Here is a 17,447-nt window from a genome sequence, read left to right as displayed (position 1 = left end):
CCATCTGGTCGTGCGGCGTTGCGCACTTTGCGGCGTCAAAATTGGCGCAGGCGAAGCGCCAAATGTCGCTGGAGCCAGCGAAAGCTTGTGATCCGAGCCCGGATCGGGGAATGTCAAGACTTGGGAAATCCGCAGCGCATAGGTTGCGCGCTTCGGGAACGCCCGCTGGCGACGACGGTTCGATATACCGGGGTTCGATATCCGGGTTTCCGGCTACTGACCACCGCCGCTGAGAGAGTGAGAGCACACCATGACTAAGGCCGCCAGCGGAGACTCTAAGAGCACTCTCTACTGCTCGTTCTGCGGCAAAAGCCAGCACGAGGTCCGCAAGCTGATCGCGGGACCGACCGTGTTCATCTGCGATGAATGCGTCGAGCTGTGCATGGATATCATCCGCGAGGAGCACAAGATCTCCTTCGTGAAGTCCAAGGACGGGGTGCCGACTCCAAAGGAGATCCGCGAAGTCCTGGATGACTATGTGATCGGTCAGGACCACGCCAAGAAGGTCCTCTCGGTCGCGGTGCACAACCACTACAAGCGCCTGAACCACGCGGCCAAGAACAACGACGTCGAGCTTGGCAAGGCCAATATCCTGCTGATCGGCCCGACCGGCACCGGGAAGACCCTGCTGGCGCAGACGCTGGCGCGCATTATCGACGTGCCCTTCACTGTGGCTGACGCGACAACCCTGACCGAAGCCGGCTATGTCGGCGAAGACGTCGAGAACATTATCCTGAAGCTACTGCAGGCGGCCGACTACAACGTCGAGCGCGCCCAGCGCGGCATCGTCTATATCGACGAAGTCGACAAGATCAGCCGCAAGTCCGACAACCCCTCGATCACCCGCGACGTCTCGGGCGAGGGCGTGCAGCAGGCCTTGCTGAAGATCATGGAGGGCACCGTCGCCTCCGTGCCGCCGCAGGGCGGGCGCAAGCATCCCCAACAGGAGTTCCTGCAGGTCGACACCACCAACATCCTGTTCATCTGCGGCGGCGCCTTCGCGGGCCTCGAGAAGATCATCTCGGCGCGCGGGCAGGGCACTTCGATCGGCTTTGGCGCCAAGGTTTCCGATCCCGACGACCGCCGCACTGGCCAGATTTTCCGCCAGGTGGAACCGGATGACCTGCTGCGCTTCGGCCTGATCCCGGAGTTCGTTGGCCGCCTGCCGGTGCTGGCGACCCTGGACGACCTCGACGAAAAGGCCCTGGTGAAGATCCTCACCGAGCCGAAGAACGCCTTTGTGAAGCAGTATGCCCGTCTCTTCGACATGGAGAACGTCGGCCTTACCTTCACCGACGACGCCCTGAACGCCGTGGCCCGCAAGGCGATCCAGCGCAAGACGGGCGCCCGTGGTCTGCGCTCGATCCTGGAGAGCATCCTGCTCGACACGATGTACGAGTTGCCGACCTACGACGGCGTCGAGGAAGTGGTGGTCAACCAGGAGGTCGTCGAAGGACGGGCTCAGCCGCTGATCATTTACGCCGAACGCCGCGACAAGGGCGGCGCTGCGTAGGAGCAGCGTTGAGCAGGTCGTCTGTTCAGGTTCACTGAGCAAACACGCGGTTTGGAGAGATCGGTTTGCTCATTGCGATCCTCTTGGCGGCGGCGCTGCAGTCAGCGCCTGACGTGGTAAGCGCGAAGCAGGCTGCCCCTGCGCCAAGTTGGCTCAGAAAGCCGTCAGCTGATGATGTCCAGCGGTTTTACCCGCGGGCCGCAGCGAAGCTGAATCAGGCGGGGCGAGCCAGAGTAGGTTGTGCTGTCGCCGCTAAGGGCATGCTCGCCAACTGTAAGGTCCTGTCTGAGGATCCTGAGGGCGCTGGTTTCGGAGACGCCGCGCTCAAGCTCGCAGGCTTATTCCAGATGCAGGAGTTTTACGGAGGCAACCCGACCAAGGGGGGCGCAGTGACTATTCCAATTCGCTTCCAGATCGGGGACCTGCCCTCCCTTGTACGGACCCCAGTTGCACGTCTCACTCGCGCGGATGGGCTGAGTGGACGGGTCACGGTTCGCTGCCGGGTCGCAATGTCGACGCCGAAGCCTGAATTTGAAGCCTGCGCCGTCGTCGATTCCACGTCAGCGGCCCTCAACGCCGCAGCTCTGGACTATGTGAGAACGCTGCCGCTGCCTTCAGGCACGGCTGGCGGATTGAACGTCGCCGTGCCGGTTGTCTTTGGCGGCGCCTAGGCAAGAACTCGCCCCGGCCAAGCGCGCCCCGCCGTGCCATTGGTGACTTTTCCACGACAGTGCGGGCACTGGTGCACGGTTCTCGCTTTTGCTCAGCTTGAACAACGTCGAGAAGCAGCCACATAAGTGAGCGAAAGGCCGTCCCAATACCAACGGCCAGACCGTCCGACTGAGGCGCATCGCCTCTAGTGACCACGGTCTCGGGGTCGATGCCTCTCGGGGGTCGATCAGGAGTAGAGGCATCATGTCTGAGAATAAGATTCTGCCGATCCTGCCGCTGCGGGACATCGTTGTGTTTCCGCACCAACCGGTGCCGCTCTTTGTGGGCCGTGAAAAATCCGTGCGTGCGCTTGAAGAAGCGATGCGCGACGACGGCAAGGAAATCCTTCTGGCGACCCAGAAGGAGAAGGACGACGACGATCCCAAGCCCAAGGCGATCTACGACGTCGGTGTTGTCGCCACCGTCCTGCAGCTGCTGAAGCTGCCTGACGGCACGGTGAAGGTGCTGGTCGAGGGGCGTTCGCGCGCCCAGATCGTCCGATTCACCGACCAGGCCGATTACTATGAGGCCGAGATCACCGACGTCGAGGAAGACGGCGCGGGTACGCCCGAGGCCGACGCCCTGTCGCGCGCGGTCATCGAGCAGTTCGACAACTATGTGAAGCTGAACAAGAAGGTGCCGCCGGAAGCCCTGGCGGCGATCCCGCAGATTGAGGCCGCCGGCGAACTGGCCGACCGTATCGCCAGCCACCTGTCGGTGAAGATCGCCGAGAAGCAGCAGCTGCTGGAAGTCTTCAACGTCGTGAAGCGCCTGGAGAAGGTCTACGCCCTGATGGAGGGCGAGATCAGCGTCATGCAGACGGAGAAGAAGATCCGTTCGCGCGTGAAGCGCCAGATGGAGAAGACCCAGCGCGAATATTATCTGAACGAGCAGATGAAGGCGATCCAGCGCGAGCTGGGCGAGCAGGACGACCAGCGCGATGAGCTGATGGAGCTGGAAAAGCGCATCAAGCGCACCAAGCTCTCCAAGGAAGCACGCGTGAAGGCCCAGTCCGAGCTGAAGAAGCTGCGGAACATGAGCCCGATGTCGGCGGAATCGACGGTGGTGCGCAACTACCTCGACTGGCTGCTGTCGATCCCGTGGGGCGCCGCAAAGATCAAGCCGATCGACCTGGAGAAGGCCGAGGCGATCCTCGATGAGGATCACTACGGCCTGGAGAAGGTGAAGGAACGCATCCTCGAGTACTTGGCCGTGCAGTCGCGCGTCGGGTCGCTGAAGGGTCCGATCCTGTGCCTCGTCGGCCCGCCCGGCGTCGGCAAGACCTCGCTTGGCCGTTCGATCGCCAAGGCCACGGCCCGCGAATTCGTGCGAGTGTCCCTTGGCGGCGTGCGCGACGAGGCCGAGATCCGCGGCCACCGCCGCACCTACATCGGCTCGATGCCCGGCAAGATCATCCAGTCGATGAAGAAGGCCAAGTCGACCAACGCCTTCTTCCTGCTGGATGAGATCGACAAGATGGGTTCCGACTACCGGGGCGACCCGTCGTCGGCCCTGCTTGAGGTGCTGGACCCGGCGCAGAACTCGACCTTCGCCGATCACTATCTGGAGGTCGACTACGACCTGTCGCCGGTGATGTTCGTCACCACGGCCAACAGCCTGAACATGCCCCAGCCGCTGCTGGACCGCATGGAGATCATCCGCATCCCCGGCTACACCGAGGATGAGAAGGTGGAGATCGCCAAGCGCCATGTCCTGCCGAAGCTGACCAAGGATCATGGGCTGACGGCCGAAGAGTTCATCGTCCCGGACAAGGCGATCCACGACCTGATCCGCTACTACACCCGTGAAGCGGGCGTGCGGTCGCTGGAGCGGGAGCTGGGCAATCTGGCGCGCAAGACCGTTCGCGATCTGACGCGCGAGAAGGTCACGTCGATCACCATCGACGAGGCGCGCCTGGCCAAGTACGCCGGTGTGAAGAAGTACCGCTATGGCGAGACGGACACGGAAGACCAGGTCGGGATCATCACCGGGCTGGCCTACACCGAGTTCGGCGGCGACATCCTGACGATCGAGGCCGTGAAGATGCCAGGCAAGGGACGCATGTCCATCACCGGCAACCTCAAGGACGTGATGAAGGAAAGCATCGCGGCGGCGAACAGCTATGTCCGCAGCCGCGCGACGAAGTTCGGCATCGAGCCGCCGGCCTTCGAGCGGACCGACGTGCACATCCACGTGCCGGATGGCGCGACGCCCAAGGACGGTCCGTCCGCCGGCGCGGCCATGGCCACGGCCATCGTCTCCGTGCTGACCGGCATTCCGATCCGCGCCGATCTCGCCATGACCGGCGAAGTCACCCTGCGCGGGCGGGTGACGGCGATCGGCGGCCTGAAGGAGAAGCTGCTCTCGGCGCTGCGCTCAGGGGTCAAGACGGTGCTGATCCCGGCTGAGAACGAGAAGGACCTGGCTGACGTGCCGGACACGGTGAAGAACGGCCTGGAAATCATCCCTGTCTCCACCATGGACGAGGTTCTGGCCAAGGCCCTGGTTCGTATGCCGGAGCCCATCGAGTGGACCGAGCCGACCCCGCCGGTGGTGACGCCGCCCGACGACTCGGAGTCGGTGATAACGCATTAGGGTCGGACCACTCGGTCGATATGGCGTGGCGCGGAGCGAGACCTCCGCGCCACTGTCATTTGACGTGTCGGCTCAGGCAGGGATAATCCCCGCCGCCGAAGGGTCGAGAACCCCCTCGCGAAGTCTTGGCGTACAACGAAAACAGTCGGGAAACGCATATGACGCGGGCGGAATTGACAGCGGCGGTGGCCGACCAAGCGGGCCTCACCAGGGTCCAGGCCAAGGCGGCGGTCGACGCCATGCTGCAATCCATGTGCGAGGCGCTGAAGACCGGAGACGAGGTTCGGCTGGTCGGCTTCGGCAGTTTCAGCCCAGTCAAGCGTCCCGCTGGCGTCGCGCGTAACCCGCGCACCGGCGAAACGGTCAAACGCGCCGCCACGGTCACTTGCAAGTTCAAGTCGGGAGATGCGCTGAAGGCTTTGCTCAACGGCCAGTAGCGTCATGCCCGCGTGTGAGATACGAGGCGGGCGAGGGCGGCTAGCTCAGTTGGTTAGAGCATCTCGTTTACACCGAGAGGGTCGGGGGTTCGAATCCCTCGCCGCCCACCACTCTGCTTCACCCATGGGGTCTCGCAGGATTGGGATCGACGCCTAGAGGCGAAGCAGGATGCTCTACCGAACCCTCGGCCGTACGGGCTTCACTGTCTCTGAGATCGGCTTCGGTTGCGCGAGTTATTGGGGCAAGCCGCGGTTTTCGGAACGCAGGGCCATCGGCCTGGTCCATCAGGCGTTAGATCTCGGCGTCACCGTCTTCGACACCGGCGCGAGCTATTCAGCAGGAGAGGCGGAGCCGCGGCTGGGGCGGGCGTTGAAAGGCCGGGATGCTTCGTCGCTTGTCATCTCAACCAAGGCCGGCACTTTTCACGCAGGGCGAGGGCGGATCGGCCGGGACTTCACGCCCGCAGGCGTAGTGCGCAGCGCCGAGGCGTCCCTGGCCAACCTCGGGTTGGATGCACTGCCGGTCCTGCAACTGCATGGCCCTGCGCGCAGCGACCTCACCGCCGAGCTGCTGGCGGCCCTCGCCGGGCTGAAGGCAAGGGGCCTGGTGCGGTCCCTGGGTCTCAATAGTTTCGACCCGGTCGTGCTCGAGCACGCCATCGGCCTGGGCGTCTTCGACGTCATGATGGTCGATTACAATGTCTTGCGGCCGGAGCGCGCGCCGCTCATCGCGCGCGCCGTGAAAGCTGGCCTCGGCGTCTTGGCCGGCATGCCGCTGGCGATGGGCCACACCGGCCTGAAGGTCGCGAGGATCGGCGACCTGCAGGACGTATGGTACGCCGCGCGCGGGCTTGTGCGCCACCGGCGCGAGGTGAAGGCCGGCGTGGCGTTCAGCTTTCTGCATCGGCGGTCTGACATAACCGGCTCGCAGGCCGCGCTGGCCTATGTCCTGGGCGATCCGAACGTCGCTTCCGCGGTGATCGGCACGACGCGCCCGGCGCACTTGGCGGAAAATGTGCAGGCGTCGGGCGTGGCTCTGCCCGCGGACCTCCACGCGCAGATTGTGCGCACGCAGGCGGCCGTGGCCTGAGCGGATAAGCGGGTTCGCGCGTTATGGCGCGGCAGTCTGGAGGACCACCCATGCGCCATGCCTATCTGATCGCCCTGGCGGGTCTGGCCGCTTGTGAGCAGCCGACGGCCGCGCCCAAGGCGGCGGCGCCCGCCGCGACCGTGGCGAAAGCGGGGCCTGCGACCATCTACGGCTGCCTCGACGGCAAGACGCTGCGGGCGGCCTATCCGGACAGCGACACGGCGGTCCTAATGGTGGAGGGGCGGAAGTTGACCTTGAAGGTCGCCCGCTCGGGCAGCGGCGCGCGTTATGTGGGCGAGGGTGTCCAGTGGTGGACTAAGGGCATGACCGAGGGGACCCTGAGCGTCTTGAAGGCCGGCGAGGATGTCGCCGACGCCGAGGGCGTCTATTGCTCGACGACGCCGCTCCCTGCCGTTGAGCCTCCCGCGCCGGGTGCGCCGGGCGGATTGCCCGATGATCGCACGCCCATCTCGGAAGCGCCGTTCACCCCGACCAGCGCGCAAGGCGCGGCCAACGTCGTGCAGACCTATTACGCCCACATTGGCGAGAAGGATTACGCCGCGGCCTGGAAGCTGTGGCGCGGCGGCGGCGCGGCCTCGAACCAGACCCAGGCGGAGTTCGCCCAGGGATTCGCCCGCTATGCGGCCTACAACGCCCAGGTCGGCGCGCCCGGCCTGACGGACGGCGCGGCCGGCAGCCTCTACATTGAGGTCCCCGTCGTGATCTACGGTCGCATGATGAACGGCGCGGAACTGCACCAGTCCGGCAAGGTCATCCTGAAGCGGATCAATGACGTGCCGGGTTCGACGGCGCAGGAAAGGCTCTGGGGAATCAGCCAAATCGAGCTGAAGCCGTAAGGCGGCGCGTTCTTTATGGGGGAGATCCGCGCCCCTTCTCTCCAGGAGAAGTGGCGCGAATGACGGGACTTGAACCCGCGACCTCCGGCGTGACAGGCCGGCGCTCTAACCAACTGAGCTACATCCGCGTGCTGCGAGGCGCGTCTGATAAGGGCCGGTCGGAATCGTGTCAACGGCTGAGTGATCTGGAGCGAAATTAGGCGCTTGAGGGCGCGGCAGTTGCGAGCGCTTCGCAGTGCGGAATCAGCGCTTTGAAACCGAACGCTCGCTGGTCTAGAAGGGCGCCGACTCCCCCGAGGATTCCATGAACGCGTTCCTCCTTCAGTATCTTCCGATCGTGATCCTCATCGGCATCGCGACGGCTCTCGGACTTGTTTTCGTGCTGGGCGCCGCGATCCTGGCGCCCAAGGCGCCGGACCCGGAGAAGCTCTCGTCCTACGAGTGCGGCTTCAACGCCTTCGACGATGCGCGCATGAAGTTCGACGTGCGGTTTTATCTGGTCTCGATCCTGTTCATTATCTTCGACCTGGAAGTCGCCTTCCTGTTCCCCTGGGCCATCAGCCTCATGAAGCTGCCGCCTGAGATGTCGCAATTCGCCTTCTGGTCGATGATGACCTTCCTGGGCGTGCTGACGGTGGGCTTCGTCTACGAATGGAAAAAGGGAGCCCTGGAATGGGAGTAGTCATCCCGGCCCAAACCCCGGCCCTGGCCGCCGGCCGTTCGACGGTCAAGGGCTATGATCCGAAATTGCACGATCCCTATTTCGACGGCGTCTCCCAGGAGCTCGCCGACAAGGGTTTCGTCACCGCCGCCGCCGATGACCTGATCACCTGGGCCCGCACCGGCTCGCTGATGTGGATGACCTTTGGTCTGGCCTGCTGCGCCGTCGAGATGATGCAGGCCGCCATGCCGCGTTACGATGTCGAGCGCTATGGCTTCGCGCCGCGCGCAAGCCCCCGCCAGTCGGACGTGATGATCGTCGCCGGCACCGTTGTGAACAAGATGGCTCCGGCGCTGCGCAAGGTCTACGACCAGATGCCCGAGCCGCGTTACGTGATCTCCATGGGCAGCTGCGCCAACGGCGGCGGCTATTACTATTTCAGCTATTCCACCGTGCGCGGCTGCGACCGGATTCTGCCGGTCGACATCTACGTGCCGGGCTGCCCGCCGACCGCCGAGGCGCTGGTCTATGGCATTCTGCAACTGCAGAAGAAGATCCGTCGCACCGGGACGATCATTCGATGAGTTGGCCCGCGACCCGCGCCGATCTGGAAGCGATCGGCCAGGCCTGCGTGGCCAACAGCCTGGGCGCGATTGCGTCCTATGATGTGGCGTTCGGCGAGCTGAACCTGACGGGTCCGGCCGGCCGGATCGTCGACGCACTTACCCATCTGCGGGATGTCGAGAAGTTCGAGCAGCTGATCGACCTGTGCGGCGCGGATTACCCGGAGCGCCCTCTGCGCTTCGACGTGGTCTATCACCTGCTGTCCTTCACGCGGAACGTGCGCGTGCGCCTGAATGTGCAGACCGACGAGGACACCGCCGTCCCGACCGCCACGGCGGTCTTCCCCTGCGCCGACTGGTACGAGCGCGAGACCTTCGACATGTACGGCGTCTTCTTCGACGGCCACCCCGACCTGCGCCGGATCCTCACGGACTACGGCTTCCACGGCCATCCGCTGCGCAAAGACTTCCCGATGACCGGCTATGTCGAAGTTCGCTACGACGACGAGCTGAAGCGGGTCGTCTATGAGCCGGTGAAGTCGGTCGAGTGGCGCAACTGGGACTTCCTGTCGCCCTGGGAAGGCATCGAAAAGGGCTTCGCGCCCCTTCCGGGCGACGAAAAGACCGAAGGCGAGGCCAAGCAATGACCGGCGACGCCGCACCCGCGAAATCCGAAGACTTCTTCCTCGATCCGTCCGCGGTGGATCTCGCCTCCGGGGGCGAGACCAAGGTTCGCAAGTTCAACATCAACTTCGGCCCGCAGCACCCCGCGGCCCACGGCGTGCTGCGTCTGGTGCTGGAGCTGGACGGTGAAGTCGTCGAACGTGTCGATCCGCACATCGGCCTGCTGCACCGCGGCACCGAGAAGCTGATCGAGGCCCGGCCTTACCAGCAGACGATCCCGTACTTCGACCGCCTCGACTACGTCGCGCCGATGAACCAGGAGCACGCCTACTGCTTGGCCATCGAAAAGCTGATGGACGTGCAGGTTCCGATGCGCGGCCAGCTGGTCCGGGTGCTCTATTCCGAGATCGGCCGGATCCTGTCGCACCTGCTGAACGTGACGACCCAGGCCATGGACGTGGGCGCGCTGACGCCGCCGCTCTGGGGCTTTGAAGAGCGCGAGAAGCTGATGGTGTTCTATGAGCGCGCCTCCGGCGCGCGGATGCACGCCAACTACTTCCGCGTGGGCGGCGTGCGCCAGGACCTGCCGACCGAGCTGGTCCAGGACATCTCCGACTGGTGCGACGCCTTCCCGAAGGTCTGCGACGACATCGAAGGCCTGATCACCGAGAACCGGATCTTCAAGCAGCGCAACGTCGACATCGGCCTTGTGACCAAAGAAGAAGCCGTCGCCTGGGGCTTCTCCGGCGTGATGGTCCGCGGCTCGGGCATAGCCTGGGACCTGCGCCGCTCGCAGCCCTATGAGTGCTACGACCAGCTCGAGTTCGACGTGCCGCTGGGGATCAATGGCGACTGCTACGACCGCTACCTCTGCCGGATGCAGGAGATGCGGGAGTCGACCAAGATCATGAAGCAGTGCTGCGATCGCCTGCTGAAGGAACCCGGGATCGTCCTGATCGATGACAACAAGATCTCGGCCCCGCGTCGCGGCGAGATGAAGCGGTCGATGGAAGCCCTGATCCACCACTTCAAGCTCTATACCGAGGGCTATCGTCCGCCCGCCGGTCAGGTCTATGCCGCCGTAGAAGCGCCGAAGGGCGAATTCGGCGTCTATCTGGTGAGCGACGGCACCAACAAGCCCTACCGTTGCAAGATCCGCGCGCCGGGCTATCCGCACCTGCAGGCCATGGACTGGATCAACCGCGGCCACATGCTGGCCGACGTCTCCGCCGTCCTGGGCTCGCTCGATATCGTCTTCGGGGAGATTGACCGATGACCGCCCAAGCCGTTCTCGCCGCCAAGGACCTGATCCAGGCGCAGTTCGACGCCTACAACGCCCAGGATCTGGACGCCTACTGCGCCTTCTTCACCGATGATGTGATCGTCGCCGACCTGAATGGCGCGGTCAGCGTCAACGGTATCGCCGCCTATCGCGCCAAGTACGAGGCGACCTTCGCCCAATTCCCGCAGAACAAGGCCGAACTGGTTTCGCGCATGCACGTGGGCGGCACGGTCGTCGACCATGAGCGCGTGGTCCGCAGCCCCGGCGGCGAGACCTTCGAGATCATCTGCATCTACACCCTCGCGGGCGGCAAGATCGCCCGCGTGGACTTCGCGAGGTAGACGGGCCGTGAGCGTTCGCAGACTAGCCGCCGTCCAGCCCGAGAGCTTCGCCTTCAGCGCCGAGACGCTGGCCGAAGTTCAAAAGTGGATGGCCAATTTCCCCGCCGGCAAGCAGGCCTCGGCGGTGATCCCCGCCCTGTGGCTGGTTCAGAAGCAGGAAGGTTGGGTCTCCGAGCCCGCGATCCGCACTGTCGCGGAGCTGCTCGGCATGCCGGTGATCCGCGTGCTGGAGATCGCGACCTTCTACACCATGTTCATGCTGGAGCCGGTCGGCGACGTCGCCCTGATCCAGGTGTGCGGCACCTCGCCTTGCCAGCTGCGCGGTTCGGAAGATCTCCTGAGCCTGTGCCGCAGCCGCATCGGCCCCGCGAACCACCTGTCCGCGGACGGCAAGTTCTACTGGCAGGAAGTCGAGTGCCTCGGCGCTTGCTCCAACGCGCCGATGGCCGCGATCAACGACTATTACTACGAAGACCTGACGGTCGAGACCTTGGGCCAGCTGATGGATGACTTCGCCGCGGGCAAAAAGCCTGCGCCGGGCTCGTTGATCGGCCGGACGAACGCGGCGCCTGAGGGCGGGGCGATCACCCTCATCGACCCGTCGCTGTATGACGGCTCGAAGGCCAAGCCCTTCACCATCCCCAACCTGCCGCAACCGGAGAAGGCGTGATGGTCGGCATCCTGCAGGACAAGGATCGCATCTTCACCAACATCTACGGTCTCCACGACTGGACGTTGGAGGGCGCCAAGGCGCGCGGCGCATGGAACGGCACGGCCGACATGCTGGCGCAGACGCCGGAGTGGATCTGCGATCAGATCAAGGCCTCGGGCCTGCGCGGTCGGGGCGGGGCGGGCTTCTCCACCGGGCTGAAGTGGACCTTCATGCCCAAGCAGGAGAGCGAGCGGCCGCACTATCTGGTGGTCAACGCCGATGAGTCCGAGCCGGGGGCCTGCAAGGACCGCGAGATCCTGCGTAATGACCCGCATCTGTTGATCGAGGGCTGCCTGATCGCCTGCAAGGCGATCCGCGCGCACACGGCCTACGTCTACATCCGCGGCGAATATGTCTTCGAACGCGAGCGCCTGACGGCGGCGATCGAGCAGGCCTATGCGGCCAAGCTGATCGGCAAGGACAACGTCCACGGCTGGGACTGCGACGTGCGCGTGACGCACGGCGGCGGCGCCTACATCTGCGGCGACGAAACCGCCCTGATGGAAAGCCTGGAAGGCAAGAAAGGCCAGCCGCGCCTGAAGCCGCCGTTCCCGGCTGGCGCCGGCATCTGGGGCGCGCCCACGACGATCAACAACGTCGAGTCAATTTCGGTCGTCGGCACGATCCTGCGCCGCGGCGCGGCCTGGTTCGCGGGCTTTGGCACCGAAAAGTCGACCGGCACGAAGCTGTTCGCGGCGTCGGGCCATGTGAACAAGCCCTGCGTGGTCGAAGAGGCCGTCGGCATTTCGATCAAGCAGCTGATCGAAGACCACTTCGGCGGCGTGCGCGGCGGCTGGTCCAACCTGAAGGCGATCATCCCCGGCGGCATCTCGGTGCGCATGATCCCAGCTGACCAGTGCGACGAAGCCGTCATGACCTATGAGGACCTGCAGGCGCGTGGCTCGGGTCTTGGCACCGGCACCCTGATCGTGATGGACAAGGACGCCGACCTCGTGCGGACGATCGCGCGGGCTTCCTACTTCTACAAGCACGAGAGCTGCGGCCAGTGCACCCCGTGCCGCGAAGGCACCGGCTGGATGTGGCGCGTGATGGAGCGGATGGTCACCGGCGAGGCCGAGATGTCCGAGATCGACATGCTGCTGGACGTGGCTAGTCAGGTCGAAGGCCACACCATCTGCGGCTTGGGCGATGCGGCGGCCTGGCCGATCCAGGGCCTGTTCCGCCATTTCCGTCCTGAGGTTGAAGAGCGCATCACCCGCTACCGCGCGGGCAAGCCGCATGTGCAGGGCCACACCCTGCAAGCGGCGGAGTAGGACCATGCCCAAAGCCAAGGTAGACGGCGTCGAGATCGAATTCGAAGCCGGCATGAACGTATTGCAGGTGGCCGAACTGGCGGGAAAGGAAATCCCGCGGTTCTGCTATCACGAGCGCCTGTCGATCGCCGGCAACTGCCGGATGTGCCTGGTCGAGGTGAAGCCTGGTCCGCCGAAGCCCCAGGCTTCCTGCGCCCTGCCGGCCGCAGAGGGCCAGGAGATCTTCACCGATACGCCGATGGTCAAGAAGGCCCGGCACGGGGTGATGGAGTTCCTGCTCATTAACCACCCGCTGGATTGCCCGATCTGCGACCAGGGTGGCGAATGCGACCTGCAGGACCAGGCCATGGGCTACGGCCGCGACGGCTCGCGCTATGGCGAGAACAAGCGCGCGGTCGAAGAAAAGTACATGGGCCCGCTCATCAAGACGGTGATGACGCGCTGCATCCAGTGCACCCGGTGCGTGCGGTTCGTGACGGAAGTCGCCGGCGTGCCGGAGATCGGCCTGATCTCGCGCGGCGAAGACGTCGAAATCACGACCTACCTGGGCGCGGCGGTGACGTCGGAGCTGTCGGCCAATGTGATCGACCTCTGCCCGGTCGGCGCCCTGACTTCCAAGCCCTACGCCTTCAACGCCCGGCCCTGGGAGCTGAAGAAGACCGAGACGATCGACGTGATGGATGCGCTGGGCGCCGCCATCCGCGTCGACAGCCGCGGCCCTGCGGTGTTGCGCGTGCTGCCGCGCATCAACGAAGACATCAATGAAGAGTGGATCAGCGACAAGACGCGCTACGCCGTCGACGGCCTGACCCGCCAGCGGCTGGACCGCCCCTTCATCCGCGAAGGCGGCCGCCTTCGCGCCGCCTCCTGGGCTGAGGCCCTGGATCTGGTGGCGACGAAGCTCAAGGCTACGGCTGCGGACCGTATCGGCGTGATCGCTGGCGATCTGCAGGACGCGGAATCGATGAAGGCCGCCTCGGACCTGTTCCGCGGCCTGGGCGTCACCAGCCTGGACTGCCGTCAGGACGGCTCGACCCTGGGCGAGGGCCCACGCGAGAGCTGGCTGTTCAACGGGACGCTCGCCGGCATTGAAGAGGCCGACGCGGTGCTCTTCATCGGCGTCAATCCGCGCTTTGAAGCGCCGGTGCTGAACGCGCGCTTGCGCAAGCGCTGGCTCGCCGGCGCGATGCGCGTGGGGGTCATCGGCGAACAGGCCGATTTGACCTATTCGTACGACTACCTGGGCGCGGGCGCGGCGACCCTGAAGGATCTGGCGACGTCCACGTCGGATTTCGCCAAGGCGTTCAAGGACGCCAAGGCCCCGGCCATCATCATCGGCGGCGAGGCCCTGCGCCGCGCCGACAGCGCCGCGATCATCAAGGCTGCGGCCGACGCCGCGAAGACCTTCGGGGCGTCCTGGAACGTGCTGCATTCGGCGGCCTCCCGCGTGGGCGGCCTCGACATGGGCTTCGTCCCGGGCGAGGGCGGAAAGACCGCGTTGGAACTGGCGCAAAAGGGTGCGGCCGACGTGCTGTTCCTGCTGGGCGCCGATGAGATCGACCTGGCCGCCAGCGACGCCTTCAAGATCTACCTGGGCACCCATGGCGACGCCGGCGCGCACAGCGCCGACGTGATCCTGCCGGGCGCGGCCTACACCGAAAAGAACGGCCTCTACGTCAACACCGAGGGCCGGGTCCAGATGGGCCAGCGCGCGGTCTTCCCGAAGGGCGAAGCCAAGGAAGACTGGGCGGTGCTGCGGGCGCTGTCAGAACGCCTCGGCGCGACCTTGCCCTATGACACCCTGGACCAACTGCGCAGCAAGCTTTTCGCAGATCATCCGACCTTCGCGCGGATCGACTATGTCGCGCCGGCCGGTGAGATCGACCTGGGGAGCCTCGGCGGCGCCGGTGAGACGACCGACGCGCCGTTCGCGGCTTCGGCTGTCAGCTTCTACCTGACCAATCCCATCGCCCGCGCCAGCGTGACGATGGCCGAATGCGCCTCGCTCGCCTCCGGCGCGGCGAAGATCGCGGCGGAGTAGGCCATGACCTCATTCTGGAGCACGCCCGCGGGTTGGACCCTGATCACCGTCGGCCAGATCCTGGCCGTCGTGGTCTGGATTCTGCTGTCTCTGGCCTTCCTGCTGCTGGCCGACCGCAAGATCTGGGCCGGCGTGCAGATGCGCAAAGGCCCGAACGTCGTGGGCCCCTTCGGCCTGCTGCAGTCCTTCGCGGACTTCGGCAAGTTCCTGCTGAAGGAAATCGTCGTTCCCTCAGGCGCCGACAAGATCGTCTTCCTGCTGGCGCCGATGCTGAGCTTCGTGCTCGCCTTCGCCTCCTGGGCGGTCGTGCCGCTGGCGCCGGGCTGGGTGATCGCCAACCTGAACGTGGGCGTCCTCTACCTCTTCGCCATGTCGTCCCTCGGCGTCTATGGCATCATCATGGGCGGGTGGGCGTCGAACTCGAAATACCCGTTCCTCGGCAGCCTGCGCTCGGCGGCGCAAATGGTTTCCTACGAGGTCTCGCTCGGCCTGGTGATCATCACGGTGATCCTGCTGGCGGAATCCATGAACCTGCAGACCATTGTTGAGAAGCAGGCCGGCGGGTTCTGGAACTGGAACTTCCTGGGCGGCGGCCTGAAGAACCTGCCGATGCTGGTGGTCATGCTGCCGATGACGGTGATCTTCTTCATCTCAGCCTTGGCCGAGACCAACCGTCCGCCCTTCGACCTGCCAGAGGCGGAATCCGAACTCGTGGCCGGTTACCAAGTCGAATATTCGTCCACACCCTATCTGCTCTTCATGATCGGCGAGTACGCGAACATCGTCCTGATGTGTTCGATGATCTCGATCCTGTTCTTCGGCGGGTGGCAGGCGCCGTTCCCGACGCCGTTCCTGGCCGACTGGTCCCCGACCGCGGCAAGCTTCTTCGGCTTCATGTGGTTCTTCGCCAAGACGGTCTTCTTCTTCTTCCTGTTCGCCATGGTGAAGGCGATCGTGCCCCGCTATCGCTACGACCAGCTGATGCGCCTGGGCTGGAAGGTCTTCCTGCCGACGTCGCTGGTGGCCGTGGCCCTGGTCGCCGCCTGGCGCGTCTTCGGACCGCAAGGGTGAGGGCTCTGGGCATCATGACCCTGGCGATGACGTTATCGGCCTGCGTGTCGAACCCGGGGTCCGGGCTCGATGGCTATGCCGCCAACTACGACAACCTGAAGCGCGCACAAGACGCGTGCATCGCCAAGGGTCAGACGCTGACGCTGCGTGAGGGCGGCGATAACCAGAACCTCACCGACTACGCCTGCAAGAGGAACTAGGATGCTCCAGCGGATCAGTCAGGCGGTGAAGGGCGCGGCCCTGATGGACTTCGTCGGCGCCTTTGGCCTGGCGATGAAGTACATGGTGCGCCCCAAGGCCACGGTGCTCTATCCCAACGAGCGCAACCCGCAGAGCCCGCGCTTCCGCGGCGAGCATGCGCTGCGCCGTTACCCGAACGGCGAAGAGCGCTGCATCGCCTGCAAGTTGTGCGAGGCGATCTGTCCGGCGCAGGCCATCACCATCGAGGCCGAGCCGCGCGACGACGGCAGCCGGCGCACCACCCGTTACGACATCGACATGGTGAAGTGCATCTACTGCGGCCTGTGCCAGGAGGCCTGCCCGGTGGACGCCATCGTCGAAGGGCCGAATCTGGAGTTCGCGGTCGAGACCCGCGAGGAGCTCTACTACGACAAGGCCAGGCTTCTGGATAACGGCGACCGCTGGGAACGCGAGATCGCGAAGAACCTGGAAATGGACGCCCCCTACCGATAAGGGGACGGCCGCGACCGAGGCGAGATTCGAGGGGTAGAAGGTAGCCGTATGGCCCTGCAGGCGATCGCATTTTACGTGCTGGCGGCGGTGACGCTCGCCTCGGCCTTGGCCGTGGTGTCGGCGAAGAACCCCGTGCACTCTGTCCTGTTTCTCATCCTGGCCTTCTTCTCGGCGGCCGGCCTCTTCGTGCTGCTTGGCGCGGAGTTCCTGGCCATGCTGCTGGTGGTTGTCTACGTGGGCGCGGTCGCTGTGCTCTTCCTGTTCGTCGTCATGATGCTGGACGTGGATTTCGCCGCCCTCCGCCAGGGCTTCGCTCGCTACATGCCGCTGGGCGGCCTGGTCGCCGGCATCCTCGCGGTGGAGATGATCATCGTGTCGTCGACCGTCGCGACGAGCGGGGCGGGGGCGGCCAACGCCGCGCCGGACGCCTCCGGCGGCTCAGGCGTGTCGAACGCCGAGGCGATCGGCCGGCTGCTCTATACCGACTACGTCTACTTCTTCCAGGCCGCGGGCCTGATCCTGCTGGTCGCCATGATCGGCGCGATCGTGCTGACGCTGCGGCATAAGCCCGGCGTGCGCCGCCAGGTTATCGCCGACCAGGTCGCCCGCGGGCCCAAGACCGGCATGCGCATGTCCAATCCGAAATCCGGCGAGGGGATCGAGCTATGACCATTGGCCTCGAGCACTATCTCGCCGTCGCCGCGATCCTGTTCACCATCGGGGTCTTCGGCATCTTCGTGAACCGCAAGAACATCATCGTCATCCTGATGTCGGTCGAGCTGATCCTGCTCGCCGTGAACATCAATCTGGTGGCGTTTTCGAGCTTCCTGCACAACGTCGTGGGACAGGTCTTCGCCATGTTCGTCCTGACCGTCGCCGCCGCGGAGGCGGCCGTCGGCCTCGCGATCCTGGTCACCTTCTTCCGCAACCGCGGCGACATCTCCGTCGATGACGCCGCGATGATGAAGGGCTGAGCAGACCT

The 17,447-nt window shown here is 65.0% G+C and carries 19 protein-coding genes, 2 tRNA genes and 1 pseudogene; 21 read left to right on the top strand and 1 reads right to left on the bottom strand.

Features of this window, described 5'->3' with window-relative positions; all coding sequences use genetic code 11:
- Positions 1-250: 250 nt before the first annotated feature.
- From clpX to BN1313_RS09830, 8 genes and pseudogenes are all read left to right on the top strand, one after another.
- Complete coding sequence (gene clpX / locus BN1313_RS09860; RefSeq protein ID WP_091739757.1) at positions 251-1,513, top strand: ATP-dependent Clp protease ATP-binding subunit ClpX; 1,263 nt, start codon at positions 251-253, stop codon at positions 1,511-1,513.
- Between the two features lie 113 nt (positions 1,514-1,626).
- A pseudogene (locus BN1313_RS17105) lies at positions 1,627-1,917 on the top strand (energy transducer TonB); the annotation flags it as partial.
- 105 nt (positions 1,918-2,022) lie between these two features.
- The gene (locus tag BN1313_RS16880) at positions 2,023-2,184 is read left to right on the top strand and encodes a hypothetical protein (protein ID WP_245620157.1); all 162 of its coding nucleotides are present in this window, start codon (positions 2,023-2,025) and stop codon (positions 2,182-2,184) included.
- Between the two features lie 244 nt (positions 2,185-2,428).
- Positions 2,429-4,819, top strand: coding sequence for an endopeptidase La (gene lon / locus BN1313_RS09850; RefSeq protein WP_091739752.1), 2,391 nt, complete (start codon positions 2,429-2,431; stop codon positions 4,817-4,819).
- Positions 4,820-4,944: 125 nt separating this feature from the next.
- Positions 4,945-5,256, top strand: a complete 312-nt coding sequence (locus tag BN1313_RS09845; RefSeq protein WP_281176476.1) for an HU family DNA-binding protein — start codon at positions 4,945-4,947, stop codon at positions 5,254-5,256.
- 34 nt (positions 5,257-5,290) lie between these two features.
- A tRNA-Val gene (locus tag BN1313_RS09840) sits at positions 5,291-5,367 on the top strand.
- Between the two features lie 58 nt (positions 5,368-5,425).
- Positions 5,426-6,346: an aldo/keto reductase gene (locus BN1313_RS09835; protein ID WP_091739748.1), complete on the top strand. Its 921-nt coding sequence runs from the start codon at positions 5,426-5,428 to the stop codon at positions 6,344-6,346.
- 50 nt (positions 6,347-6,396) lie between these two features.
- Positions 6,397-7,203 (top strand): MliC family protein, encoded by an 807-nt coding sequence (locus BN1313_RS09830; RefSeq protein WP_176695955.1) that lies wholly within the window; start codon positions 6,397-6,399, stop codon positions 7,201-7,203.
- A 51-nt stretch (positions 7,204-7,254) separates the two neighbouring features.
- On the opposite strand, the gene BN1313_RS09825 is transcribed toward BN1313_RS09830, so the two are convergent.
- Positions 7,255-7,331 (bottom strand) — tRNA-Asp (locus BN1313_RS09825).
- A 176-nt stretch (positions 7,332-7,507) separates the two neighbouring features.
- Between BN1313_RS09825 and BN1313_RS09820 the strand changes: the two genes are divergently transcribed.
- Genes BN1313_RS09820 through nuoK form a run of 13 tightly spaced genes read left to right on the top strand, consistent with a single transcriptional unit; the run spans position 7,508 to position 17,439 of the window.
- Positions 7,508-7,885, top strand: a complete 378-nt coding sequence (locus BN1313_RS09820; protein WP_091739743.1) for an NADH-quinone oxidoreductase subunit A — start codon at positions 7,508-7,510, stop codon at positions 7,883-7,885.
- The gene (locus BN1313_RS09815) at positions 7,855-8,448 is read left to right on the top strand and encodes a NuoB/complex I 20 kDa subunit family protein (protein WP_091739740.1); all 594 of its coding nucleotides are present in this window, start codon (positions 7,855-7,857) and stop codon (positions 8,446-8,448) included. Before BN1313_RS09820 ends, BN1313_RS09815 begins: the two co-directional genes overlap by 31 nt.
- Positions 8,445-9,074 (top strand): NADH-quinone oxidoreductase subunit C, encoded by a 630-nt coding sequence (locus BN1313_RS09810; protein WP_091739738.1) that lies wholly within the window; start codon positions 8,445-8,447, stop codon positions 9,072-9,074. The genes BN1313_RS09815 and BN1313_RS09810 overlap by 4 nt, the downstream gene beginning before the upstream one ends.
- Positions 9,071-10,327 (top strand): NADH-quinone oxidoreductase subunit D, encoded by a 1,257-nt coding sequence (locus BN1313_RS09805; RefSeq protein ID WP_091739736.1) that lies wholly within the window; start codon positions 9,071-9,073, stop codon positions 10,325-10,327. The genes BN1313_RS09810 and BN1313_RS09805 overlap by 4 nt, the downstream gene beginning before the upstream one ends.
- Positions 10,324-10,674, top strand: coding sequence for a nuclear transport factor 2 family protein (locus BN1313_RS09800; protein WP_091739734.1), 351 nt, complete (start codon positions 10,324-10,326; stop codon positions 10,672-10,674). Before BN1313_RS09805 ends, BN1313_RS09800 begins: the two co-directional genes overlap by 4 nt.
- A gap of 7 nt (positions 10,675-10,681) precedes the next feature.
- A complete protein-coding gene (gene nuoE / locus BN1313_RS09795) occupies positions 10,682-11,344 on the top strand; it encodes an NADH-quinone oxidoreductase subunit NuoE (protein ID WP_091739732.1) in 663 nt (220 codons plus the stop codon).
- Positions 11,344-12,660 (top strand): NADH-quinone oxidoreductase subunit NuoF, encoded by a 1,317-nt coding sequence (gene nuoF, locus BN1313_RS09790; RefSeq protein WP_091739729.1) that lies wholly within the window; start codon positions 11,344-11,346, stop codon positions 12,658-12,660. Before nuoE ends, nuoF begins: the two co-directional genes overlap by 1 nt.
- A 4-nt stretch (positions 12,661-12,664) precedes the next feature.
- Entirely contained in the window at positions 12,665-14,701 is a 2,037-nt protein-coding gene (gene nuoG, locus BN1313_RS09785) for an NADH-quinone oxidoreductase subunit NuoG (protein WP_091739727.1), read from the top strand.
- 3 nt (positions 14,702-14,704) lie between these two features.
- The gene (nuoH, locus tag BN1313_RS09780; RefSeq protein WP_091739724.1) at positions 14,705-15,772 is read left to right on the top strand and encodes an NADH-quinone oxidoreductase subunit NuoH; all 1,068 of its coding nucleotides are present in this window, start codon (positions 14,705-14,707) and stop codon (positions 15,770-15,772) included.
- On the top strand, positions 15,769-15,972 hold the full coding sequence (locus BN1313_RS09775) for a hypothetical protein (RefSeq protein ID WP_141653111.1): 204 nt from the start codon (positions 15,769-15,771) through the stop codon (positions 15,970-15,972). The genes nuoH and BN1313_RS09775 overlap by 4 nt, the downstream gene beginning before the upstream one ends.
- Position 15,973: 1 nt before the next feature.
- Entirely contained in the window at positions 15,974-16,465 is a 492-nt protein-coding gene (gene nuoI / locus BN1313_RS09770; protein WP_091739720.1) for an NADH-quinone oxidoreductase subunit NuoI, read from the top strand.
- A gap of 48 nt (positions 16,466-16,513) precedes the next feature.
- Positions 16,514-17,134, top strand: coding sequence for an NADH-quinone oxidoreductase subunit J (locus tag BN1313_RS09765; protein WP_091739718.1), 621 nt, complete (start codon positions 16,514-16,516; stop codon positions 17,132-17,134).
- Positions 17,131-17,439: an NADH-quinone oxidoreductase subunit NuoK gene (gene nuoK, locus BN1313_RS09760; protein ID WP_091739714.1), complete on the top strand. Its 309-nt coding sequence runs from the start codon at positions 17,131-17,133 to the stop codon at positions 17,437-17,439. Before BN1313_RS09765 ends, nuoK begins: the two co-directional genes overlap by 4 nt.
- Positions 17,440-17,447: the final 8 nt, after the last annotated feature.

It is taken from the genome of Phenylobacterium immobile (ATCC 35973) (assembly GCF_001375595.1).
GTDB lineage: Bacteria > Pseudomonadota > Alphaproteobacteria > Caulobacterales > Caulobacteraceae > Phenylobacterium > Phenylobacterium immobile.
Note: the sequence above shows the minus strand (reverse complement) of the source record. Positions and strands in the feature narration are given on the sequence as shown.